Annotated in this window: 1 rRNA gene; it reads right to left on the bottom strand. The window is 54.1% G+C overall.

Annotated features, from left to right (window positions below):
• A 23S ribosomal RNA gene (locus GFD32_RS15815) occupies positions 1 to 514 on the bottom strand; the annotation flags it as partial.

Raw genomic sequence — 514 nt, 5'->3', positions numbered from 1 at the left:
CCCCCTAGCCGAAACAGTGCTCTACCCCCGGCGGTGATACGTGAGGCGCTACCTAAATAGCTTTCGAGGAGAACCAGCTATCTCCGGGCTTGATTAGCCTTTCACTCCGATCCACAAGTCATCCAAATCTTTTTCAACAGATCCTGGTTCGGGCCTCCAGTTGATGTTACTCAACCTTCACCCTGCTCATGGATAGATCGCCCGGTTTCGGGTCTATTTCCAGCGACTGGTCGCCCCGTTAAGACTCGGTTTCCCTACGCCTCCCCTAATCGGTTAAGCTCGCCACTGAAAATAAGTCGCTGACCCATTATACAAAAGGTACGCGGTCACGGGACAAGGCCCGCTCCCACTGCTTGTACGCATACGGTTTCAGGATCTATTTCACTCCCCTCTCCGGGGTTCTTTTCGCCTTTCCCTCACGGTACTGGTTCACTATCGGTCAGCCAGGAGTATTTAGCCTTGGAGGATGGTCCCCCCGTCTTCAGTCAAGGTTTCACGTGCCCCGACCTACTCG

The organism is Halomonas faecis, assembly GCF_010993975.1.
Taxonomy (GTDB): Bacteria; Pseudomonadota; Gammaproteobacteria; order Pseudomonadales; family Halomonadaceae; genus Halomonas; species Halomonas faecis.
Note: the sequence above shows the minus strand (reverse complement) of the source record. Positions and strands in the feature narration are given on the sequence as shown.